The organism is Thermostichus sp. MS-CIW-34 (genome assembly GCF_054060435.1).
The window spans coordinates 22,159-31,101 of the sequence record NZ_JBSSDE010000038.1; the positions used below are offsets into that span (position 1 = coordinate 22,159).

At 55.0% G+C, this 8,943-nt stretch carries 9 protein-coding genes and 1 pseudogene; 2 read left to right on the forward strand and 8 right to left on the reverse strand.

Annotated elements, in window-relative coordinates:
- Positions 1 to 144 precede the first annotated feature (144 nt).
- Positions 145 to 1,335 (forward strand): sulfate adenylyltransferase, encoded by a 1,191-nt coding sequence (gene sat, locus ACVWYY_RS11850; protein WP_457403649.1) that lies wholly within the window; start codon positions 145 to 147, stop codon positions 1,333 to 1,335.
- 123 nt (positions 1,336 to 1,458) lie between these two features.
- Here the strand turns inward: sat and ACVWYY_RS11855 are convergent.
- The 8 genes and pseudogenes from ACVWYY_RS11855 to pstS form a co-directional block, all read right to left on the reverse strand.
- Positions 1,459 to 1,560 (reverse strand): annotated as a pseudogene (locus tag ACVWYY_RS11855) (copper amine oxidase); the annotation flags it as partial.
- 112 nt (positions 1,561 to 1,672) lie between these two features.
- Positions 1,673 to 1,849 carry a hypothetical protein gene (locus ACVWYY_RS11860; protein ID WP_414332524.1) on the reverse strand — a complete coding sequence of 59 codons (177 nt, stop codon included), beginning with the start codon at positions 1,847 to 1,849 and terminating at the stop codon, positions 1,673 to 1,675.
- Positions 1,850 to 2,203: 354 nt separating this feature from the next.
- Complete coding sequence (locus ACVWYY_RS11865; protein ID WP_457440657.1) at positions 2,204 to 2,629, reverse strand: hypothetical protein; 426 nt, start codon at positions 2,627 to 2,629, stop codon at positions 2,204 to 2,206.
- A 43-nt stretch (positions 2,630 to 2,672) separates the two neighbouring features.
- Entirely contained in the window at positions 2,673 to 3,500 is an 828-nt protein-coding gene (locus ACVWYY_RS11870) for a TlyA family RNA methyltransferase (RefSeq protein ID WP_011432704.1), read from the reverse strand.
- A 95-nt stretch (positions 3,501 to 3,595) separates the two neighbouring features.
- The gene (gene pstB / locus ACVWYY_RS11875; protein ID WP_011432705.1) at positions 3,596 to 4,423 is read right to left on the reverse strand and encodes a phosphate ABC transporter ATP-binding protein PstB; all 828 of its coding nucleotides are present in this window, start codon (positions 4,421 to 4,423) and stop codon (positions 3,596 to 3,598) included.
- Positions 4,424 to 4,505: 82 nt separating this feature from the next.
- Positions 4,506 to 5,396 carry a phosphate ABC transporter permease PstA gene (pstA, locus tag ACVWYY_RS11880; protein WP_414419108.1) on the reverse strand — a complete coding sequence of 297 codons (891 nt, stop codon included), beginning with the start codon at positions 5,394 to 5,396 and terminating at the stop codon, positions 4,506 to 4,508.
- Between the two features lie 6 nt (positions 5,397 to 5,402).
- Positions 5,403 to 6,371: a phosphate ABC transporter permease subunit PstC gene (gene pstC, locus ACVWYY_RS11885; RefSeq protein ID WP_457440660.1), complete on the reverse strand. Its 969-nt coding sequence runs from the start codon at positions 6,369 to 6,371 to the stop codon at positions 5,403 to 5,405.
- 33 nt (positions 6,372 to 6,404) lie between these two features.
- Complete coding sequence (pstS, locus tag ACVWYY_RS11890) at positions 6,405 to 7,481, reverse strand: phosphate ABC transporter substrate-binding protein PstS (RefSeq protein WP_457440662.1); 1,077 nt, start codon at positions 7,479 to 7,481, stop codon at positions 6,405 to 6,407.
- A gap of 775 nt (positions 7,482 to 8,256) precedes the next feature.
- On the opposite strand from pstS, the gene rplI reads away from it, so the two are divergent.
- On the forward strand, positions 8,257 to 8,721 hold the full coding sequence (gene rplI / locus ACVWYY_RS11895; RefSeq protein WP_414329820.1) for a 50S ribosomal protein L9: 465 nt from the start codon (positions 8,257 to 8,259) through the stop codon (positions 8,719 to 8,721).
- Positions 8,722 to 8,943 lie beyond the last annotated feature (222 nt).

The following is an 8,943-nucleotide window of genomic DNA, read 5'->3' on the forward strand; positions in this document are numbered from 1 at the left end:
GGGTGTGAGCCTGGATGGGGTCTTCATCTGTTCTGCTCCCGCCTGCTTTCAGCCCGACCTGTGCTTTCTTCCCCACTTTCTGGGGATCTGGGATCCGATAGTTGGATATTGGATTGGATAACCTTTGTTCTCAGTGCCCTTCTCATGAGCCAATCTCCATCGACTCTCCCTGCTGGTGATGCCATTCCGCCCCACGGGGGCACCCTGATCAACTGCATTGCCCCGCCTGAGCAGGCGCAGGAGCTGCGTTCCAAAGCAGAACATTGCCCCATCCTCTATCTCGACGAGCGGGCCCAATCGGATCTGGAGATGATCGCCATTGGGGGCTTCAGCCCACTGACGGGGTTTATGGGGCGGGAAGACTACCAGGCCGTCCTGGAAACGATGCACCTGGCCAATGGCTTGGCTTGGTCGCTGCCGGTCACCTTGCCGGTCTCCTCGGAAGTGGCAGCGGGTCTGAAAGAGGGGCAAATGATTGCCTTGGCCAGTGCCGAGGGCAAGATCCTGGGCTTACTGGAGCTGACGGAGAAATTTACCTACGACAAAACCCGCGAAGCCCGGCAAGTTTATCGCACCACCGATGAGCAGCATCCAGGGGTAAAGGTGCTCTACGAGCAGGGATCCGTCTATTTGGCCGGCCCCGTCACCCTCCTGCAGCGGGATCCCCACCCTCTTTTTCCGGCCTACCAGATTGACCCGGCCCAATCGCGGCACCTGTTTCGGGAAAGAGGCTGGAGAACCATTGTAGGCTTCCAAACCCGCAACCCCATCCACCGCGCCCATGAATACATCCAAAAATGTGCCTTGGAGATTGTGGACGGGCTATTTTTGCACCCGCTGGTGGGGGCTACCAAAAGCGACGACATTCCCGCCGATGTGCGTATGCGCTGCTACGAGGTGTTGATCGAAAAGTACTACCCCAAGGAGCGGGTGATCTTGGCCATCAATCCTGCGTCGATGCGCTACGCCGGCCCCCGCGAGGCTATTTTCCATGCTCTCATTCGCAAAAACTATGGCTGTACCCATTTCATTGTGGGGCGGGATCACGCCGGGGTGGGGAACTACTACGGTACCTACGATGCCCAACACATTTTCGATGAGTTCCAGCCGGGGGAGCTGGGCATCATTCCCTTGAAGTTTGAACATGCTTTCTATTGCACCGTCACCGGCACCATGGCCACGGCCAAGACCAGCCCCAGCCAGCCTCACCAGCGCATTCACCTCTCAGGTACCAAGGTGCGGGAAATGCTGCGCCGCGGTGAAGTGCCCCCGCCGGAGTTTTCTCGACCAGAAGTGGCCCGGCTGCTGGCCGAAGCCATGCGAGAGCGGGGTTAACCCTGGGAATCTCCCTAAGTGGCAGTCAAAAAGGGCCTGGGACAGACCAGACCCTCTGTATTGAAAGTTGTATTGAAAAAAGTTGTATTGAAAGTTGAACTTGAACCAGATTCCAGTCGAGTATCAGGCCGGCTCCGCTAGATTGATTGTCGGGTTGCGGTCGAAGAAGCCCCAAGGTACCAGCCTAAAGCCCGTTCTGTGTACAGGCATGACGGGCCAATCCTCATCCCATGAAAAAAACCCTGCCCAACGGCATGGGGAGAATGTATGATGGGGAGCCCGCGTTTCTACAGAACTCCCTCGAAGTCAAGCAGCCCTGAATAGGCAGCAACAGTTCTCATCCCGCCTCAAACCAGAGTTGTTCGGGATCCACATAATAGCAGCGGGCATTGTCCGCACAGATCAGCGCCCAGCCGTTTTGGTCGGCCTCGACCAAAGTATACTCACACTGGGGAATGAAATAGCCTTGGTGGTTTCGGGTATCGCTCTTAACCCAAACGGTCTGACGGTTCATCTTAAAGTTCCTCCCATCTGCAGTCAAAGGGGTCAAAAAAGTGAGGTTGGAAAACGGGACTCGATTCAGTGGCTATGGAAGCAGCGGCAGTGCAACACCACTGCAATATAATGAAGTGCAGCCACCGCCGAGCTAAGCATCTCGCGCCAGCCCGGAGTTCAATCTCATCAATCAACTGAGGCCGGGGAAGAGAAGCGACGAGAGCTAACCCCTATCGATAAATGGATCCCATATTGCTATTGGGTACAAGAAGTTTAGCACCAACTCCATGAGAACATCGCTAAGAGTTGTAGATTAAAATAAAAAGCTCTAGATTTTCCTAAAGTCTTGTTGCAAAACAAGGAATAGGGTCACTTAATCTTCTTCAAAGAGCCAGTTGTAAATCTTGCTCAAGTGGGGCCAAGCAGGACGGCGGTTCCCTCCCTCTTGCAGGTTGGATTTGACGCCCTCAATCTGCTCGGGATCCCGTGCCAAGATTTGCTTAATGGCCTCCACCTGCTGGCGTACCCCGGTTTTTTTCAGCTCCAGCATGGCTAGGGTCAGATTCACACGGGGCTGGGCATCCACCGGATCCAACTTCACAGCAGTCTGGGCGGCCTTCAGAGCTTTTTCCGCCTGCCCCTCCAGAAGGTAGAGCCGGGACAAGCACGTCCAAGCCGCCGCCGCCTTTGGGGATCCCTTACAGATCGACTCAAAAGAGGGAATTAACGTCTTGGCCGCTTCCCCGGATTCATAGCGCCGAATCCCTTCCTGAAACAATTCTTCAATTTTTTGGCTCATCTCCCTCAATCCAGCACATTAGCTTATTGACAAAATCGACGATCTATGCATGTAAAGTCGCTCTCGCCTGCTCGCTCATCTGTTGTAGCGCACTGCCGCTGGGGAGAGGGATCCCTTCTCCTTCAGCCAGCCAGAGCCAATACTCGATATTGCCGGCAGGGCCAGTGATGGGCGACCACGTGTAGCCTTGCACCTGCCAGCCCTGGGCCACAGCCGAGCGCATCACCGTCTCCAGCACGCGGGCATGGACAACCGGATCCCGTACCACCCCCTTTTTACCCACCTGGTCTCGGCCCGCCTCAAACTGGGGCTTCACCAGCAACAGCGCCTCCCGTGGGAAACGCAACAGGTTCCACAGCGGAGCTAGCACCTTAGTCAGGGAAATAAAAGACAGGTCTACCACCGCCAAATCCGGCCAGCTCTGGGGAGGTGCCTCGCTTCCGTACAGATCCTCCGGCTGCAGATGGCGCAAGTTGGCCCGCTCCTTTAGGATCACCCGCGCATCCGTTCGCAAAGACCAGGCCAGTTGCCCATAGCCCACATCCACTCCGTAGACCCGCTGGGCTCCCCGTTTCAACAAGCAGTCTGTAAAACCTCCTGTGGAAATGCCCGCATCCAAACAAATACGACCCTGCACCTGAACAGGAAAAGTTTGCAGCGCCCCCTGTAGCTTTTCTCCCCCCCGTGAGACAAAAGCAGGCCCAGACTGGACTTGCACCGCTGGATCCCCGCTCACCCAGGTTCCAGGCTTTTCCGCCCGCACCCCATTTAGAAAGACTTCTCCTGCCAAAATGGAGCGTTGCGCTTGCTGGCGTGAGGAAAAATATCCGCGCTCCACCAACCAGCTATCCAGACGCACCCGCTTGGCCATCTCGCCGGTGCCTCACCTTGCATAGATCTTCCCGCCCATTAGAATAGGCGAGCGGGATCCCAACTGACCAGGATTGAGGGATCGCCAACAGCAGATTAGCCGAACCGTCCGCTCACGTACTCTTCCGTTTCCCGATGGGCGGGAGAGTTAAAGATTTTCTCAGTGCGGTTAAACTCCACCAGCCGTCCGTAGCGAAACCCCTCTTCGTCGACTTCAGTGTTGAAGAAGGCGGTAAAGTCGGAGACCCGCGCTGCCTGCTGCATGTTGTGGGTAACGATAATGATCGTGTAGCGACGGCCCAGTTCCTTGAGCAACTCCTCAATGCGCAACGTGGAGATTGGATCCAACGAGGCACAGGGCTCGTCCATCAGGATCACCTCTGGTTGGATGGCCAAGGTGCGGGCAATGCAGAGGCGCTGCTGCTGTCCCCCCGAAAGGGAGAGGCCGCTCGTCTTCAACTTGTCTTTCACCTCGTCCCAGAGGACGGCCTGACGCAATGCGCGCTCTACCAGCTCATCCAAGTCTCCTTGGTAGCCGTTGACCCGTGGCCCAAAGGCAATGTTGTCGTAGATGGACTTCGGGAAGGGGTTGGGCTTTTGGAACACCAGGCCAACTCGCCGCCGCACTTCAGCAGGATCTACATCGGGATCGTAGATGTTTTTCCCGTGAAAAATTACGGATCCCTCTACTCTCGCCCCCGGGATCAGATCGTTCATGCGGTTAAAGCAGCGCAGCAAAGTACTCTTGCCGCAGCCGGAAGGGCCAATAAAAGCAGTGATGTGATTCTTGGGAATCTTCAGAGAAACCTGCTTCACCGCCAAATGAGAGCCGTAGTAAACACTGACTGCTTGCGTTTCCAGCTTAACAGTTAAGTTGGCAGACTTCTTAGAGGAATCAGGAGTGCCGGGAAATGGAGGGCGCATAGGAATACCAGAGGTAGACGTTGCTTCAGAACCCAAACTCAAAATCGAAGAATAGTGAGGCAAAAATCTCAGAAGAACCAGATCAGATAGTAATGGTTTCCTGACGACGGCTCAGCAGCAGCCGGAAACTGGTCGTGGTGATCAAAACCAGAATCACCAAAGCCAAGGCTCCTCCCCAAGCAATTTTCTGCTGGTTCTCGAAGGGAACAATGGCAAAGTTGTAGATCAGCACCGCCAGCGAAGCTACTGGCTTCAGCAGACCATCAGGCCATAGAAAGCTGAACAGAGCAGTAAAAATTAGAGGTGCAGTCTCCCCAGCTGCTCGGGCAATGGCCAAGGTCACTCCCGTCAGAACGACCGGCAAAGCAGCTGGCAAAACGACCCGAAACACAGTCTGCACCCGCGAAGCTCCCAAGGCGTAGGCGGCAGCCCGAGTGTCCGCCGGCACCAAGCGCAGAGCCTCCTCGCAGGAGAGGATGATGATCGGCAAAGTCAATACCGATAGAGCTACTCCGCCAGAAAGGGCAGAAAAGGTCTTGGTGGAAAGCACCAGCACCCCATAGGCGAACACGCCAGCGATGATGGAAGGAACCCCCGTCAGCACTTTGATAATGAAACGCAGAGATGATGCTGTAGAACTGTTCTGGCCGAACTCCGAGAGATAGATCGCAGCAAATAGACCAATAGGGAAAGTGATTGTAATGGCAATCGATACCACAATGATCGTTCCCAGCACAGCGTTGCCAAAGCCGCCTACCTGATCGCCAGGAGGAGGAGGAAGCTGGGTTAAGGTCTGCCAATTGAAGCGCTCAATGCCATTGACGAAAACATAGTAAAGGATGGAAGCGAGCACAACAATCGCAAAAATGCTGGAAGCAAAGATCAGGCCTGTCATCACCCAGTCCAGCACGACGCGCTTGGATCTGACTTTGCGTTTGAATAAATTGGCCTGTGCTGCCACTTGTGTCGCCATGTTCCTCTACTCCCGAGAAGCCGTCAAAGCAAACTTGACCCGACGAACCATCAGCTCAGCGATGATGTTGACCACCAGCGTAATGACCAGCAAGATCAAAGCCGCATACATCAGAGCCGAGATCTGCTCGTCGGCTGCTTCTGCAAACTCGCTGGCCAGCAATGCAGGGATGTTGCTAGCAGGGGCCAAAAGCGAGACTCTAATCCCCCGCGCATTGCCAATCAGCATTGCCACCGCCATGGTCTCGCCCAGGGCGCGTCCCAAACCCAGCACCACAGCCCCCAACATACCCCCAATCGCAGCCGGTAGTACCACTCCAAAAATGGCTTCCCATCGCGTAGCCCCCATCGCATAGGCAGCCGCGCGCAGCTCAGGAGGAACAGCCACCAAAACCTCTCTGGCGATGGCCGTGATGATGGGGATGATCATGATCCCCAAGACAACCCCTGCCGTCAGCATCCCCGGCCCAATCGGTGGTGTGCTGAAAATGGGAAGCCAATTGAAGTTCTCGTACAGGAACATCTGAACGGGGCGGAAGAAGGGGATGAAGACAAACAATCCCCAAATGCCGAACACCACACTGGGAATAGCCGCCAACAGCTCAACCACAATGATCAGAGCCAGACGCAAGGACTTCGGAAGAAAATCCTCGCTCAGAAAAATAGAGATGCCAAAGCTAAAAGGAACCCCCACAATCAGAGCGATGAGAGAAGTCACTAGCGTGCCGTAGATCTGTGGCCAGGCCCCATAGATATCCTCGACCGGATCCCAGGTGGTGCTCCAGAAGAAACTCAGTCCAAACTTGCTGATAGCTGGCAAAGACTGAATGCCGATCTCCAGAGCAATCCAGAGCAGCAGGAAGGCCGAGAAAAACACGGCAATCCGCGTAGCCCAGATAAAAACCTGGTCGCGCCGGCGCTGGAAAACCGGCCGAGGCCGAAACATAGAACTGCTGTCAGAAAAAAAGGTATTCATCCGCCTGAAGCCAGAAGTGGTTGGTAAGAGTTTTTACGGGGTAATGCCTTCCAGCGCAGCCAGAGCTTTTTGCCGCGTTTCTTCCGGCAGAGGGACATATCCCAACTGCTCAGCGAAAGCCTGCCCCTCAGTGAGGCCGTAGCGGAGAAACTCTCTAACGGCCTTGGAAGTCTCGGCTTTGGGGTAAACCTTGTAGGCAAGGATCCAGGTGTAGCCCGCAATAGGGTAAGAGTCTTCCCCACTAGGATCCGGATCGACCCCCAGCAAACGCTCGTCGAGCTGAATTCTGGCCAGCGCCGCTTTCTCCGTCTCGACGTTGGGAGTTACAAACTTGCCTGCCCGGTTTTCCAGACGGGCAATGTTCAGGTTGTTGAGCTTGGCAAAGCCGAATTCCACGTAGCCAATCGAGCCAGGAATTTGCTTGATCTGCTCGGAAACCCCTTCGTTCCCACGCGCCCCTACGCCGGTTGGCCAGTTTACCGAAGAGCCGCGACCCACCTTTTGCTTCCACTCTGGGCTAATAGCGTTGAGGTGAGTGGTGAAGATATCGGTGGTACCACTTCCATCAGAGCGATGCACGACGGTAATCGGCAAATTCGGGAAAGTCACCTGTGGGTTAAGGCCAGCCAGCAGGGGATCGTTCCAGTTCTTGATCTTGCCCAGGAAGATATTCGCCAGTGCCAGGCGGGAAAGGCGGATTTCGGGGCCCACCCCAGGAATGTTGTACGCTGCAACTAACGCTCCGCCCACCATGGGTACAGAAACCATCCCTTTGGGAGGGTTAGCCTCATTCTCAATTTGGTTGATCTCTTCAGGACGGGGCACGCTGTCACTGGCACCGAAATCGACCGTGCGGGCTACAAACTGCCGACGACCCGCACCGCTTCCTACAGACTGATAGTTGACCTGGATGTTAGGGTTTTTCTTGCCAAACTCTTGGGCCCAAGTTTGATAGATGGGGGCCGGGAAGGTCGCCCCAGCGCCATTGATGGTGATGGTCTGCCGAGCAAACACCCGCTGCCAATTCGCCTGGCTAGCCGCAAAGCCAGCAACAGTGGCAGACAAAAACTTCAGGAAAGAACGACGCTCCAAGGGGTGCAACGTCACCATACAGATCTCCTCTCCCAGATGAAGATAAAATCCTAGCCCAGATCTAAAAAAGGCTACTTCACTCGAGAACCTTACCCAACCCAATCAAAACTCGTCGGGCTGGGTATGCCACTACCGCCTGGAAGCTTGGAGGCAACCCTCAAGCTAACCCTGCGATCCTCAACAAGCCTTCAACCGATCGCAGCGCCCCAAGGCTCCCTCCGAGCACGCAAGGTTTCCCACGGAACGCTCCATCGAAGACTTCACCAATTCGTCCAGCTACTATAACGTAAAGGTCAGTTGTTTTTGGTTAAAACGACGTTAAGCCCAGGTTATCCTTGGGGATATCCGCCAAATGTTGCAAACCCCTCAAGGGATCCCCTTTGGTGTCAGCCACTCTATACCCTCTGCTAAGTATTTCCTGAAACAAATAACCTTCCGCATTTTTGGTTTAGAAACAAGGTGGCTTCTTGTCTTCCTACCGGGGTTGCGAGCGGCAAGAGAGCTTCATCGGCAATGAGCTCCGAGAAGGGATCCCTCATGCCAAAGGGCTGAGGCGTAGGGGGCAGCTTGCTTTGGAGTTTATAGTCGTTTCAGGCTAGGGTGAGACGCCTGGGCTATTGAGAAAAGCCTTCTTCCCCCGTACATTATTGCTCCGTAACGCTGACGCGACGGCGCGACCAACGTTCTAGGTGGGGGTGCAGTGTCCTGGTTTGAATCGAAATGACCATAAGCTGACAATGGCTCTACTGAGCCTCTAGAATGGAGGGCTGTCGAGAAAAGAAGTGTCTTCCCAATGTCGAAACGTAACATGCAGGTTGTGCTGCGCCAGGCGATCCCAGGGCTGGGCAAGCCCGGAGAGATTGTCAACGTCAAGCCCGGCTATGCTCGCAACTACCTCTTCCCACGGCAGATGGCGGTGCGGGTTACCCCTGGCATATTGAAAGAGCAGCAGATGCGTCTGGAGCAGGAAGCGGCTCGTAAACTGGCAGAAAAACAACGGGCGGAAAACTACAAGACTGCTCTGGAGACCATCGGTCGCTTTGTCATCCGTAAGAAAGTGGGAGAACACGATCTCCTATTCGGGCAGGTGACCACCAGCGATATTGCTGAGGTGGTGCTGGCTACCAGCGGTCTAGATATCGACCGCCGCAACATTCTGCTCAACGAGGAGATCAAGAAAACCGGGGTTTATCCCGTGCAGGTGAAGCTACACCCCGAAGTTACCGCTACGCTGCGCATTCAGGTTACTCCCGAATGAGGACTCACCTTCGAGGATCCCTGAGTTCCCGTGAGGGATCCCGGGGTGAGTAGGGTTTTTGCCTTAGGCAACAAGCGGGTATGCTCAGCCGAGAGCTTGACCCGCCTGACGATTGGAGCTGACTGGCTGAGAGCATGCCTCTAACCCCCAAAACCCTGAACTTTGCTGAATTTACTGAGCTTTAGGCGGTTTGGCAAAAGTCATTGAGAGGGATATAGTAGA

What these genes read in the sequence shown, in the direction of transcription:
- sat (WP_457403649.1), top strand. Translation starts at nt 145, where the DNA reads ATGAGCCAATCTCCATCGACTCTCCCTGCTGGTGATGCCATTCCGCCC.
- ACVWYY_RS11860 (WP_414332524.1), bottom strand. Translation starts at nt 1,849, where the DNA reads ATGAACCGTCAGACCGTTTGGGTTAAGAGCGATACCCGAAACCACCAA.
- ACVWYY_RS11865 (WP_457440657.1), bottom strand. Translation starts at nt 2,629, where the DNA reads ATGAGCCAAAAAATTGAAGAATTGTTTCAGGAAGGGATTCGGCGCTAT.
- ACVWYY_RS11870 (WP_011432704.1), bottom strand. Translation starts at nt 3,500, where the DNA reads ATGGCCAAGCGGGTGCGTCTGGATAGCTGGTTGGTGGAGCGCGGATAT.
- pstB (WP_011432705.1), bottom strand. Translation starts at nt 4,423, where the DNA reads ATGCGCCCTCCATTTCCCGGCACTCCTGATTCCTCTAAGAAGTCTGCC.
- pstA (WP_414419108.1), bottom strand. Translation starts at nt 5,396, where the DNA reads ATGGCGACACAAGTGGCAGCACAGGCCAATTTATTCAAACGCAAAGTC.
- pstC (WP_457440660.1), bottom strand. Translation starts at nt 6,371, where the DNA reads ATGAATACCTTTTTTTCTGACAGCAGTTCTATGTTTCGGCCTCGGCCG.
- pstS (WP_457440662.1), bottom strand. Translation starts at nt 7,481, where the DNA reads ATGGTGACGTTGCACCCCTTGGAGCGTCGTTCTTTCCTGAAGTTTTTG.
- rplI (WP_414329820.1), top strand. Translation starts at nt 8,257, where the DNA reads ATGTCGAAACGTAACATGCAGGTTGTGCTGCGCCAGGCGATCCCAGGG.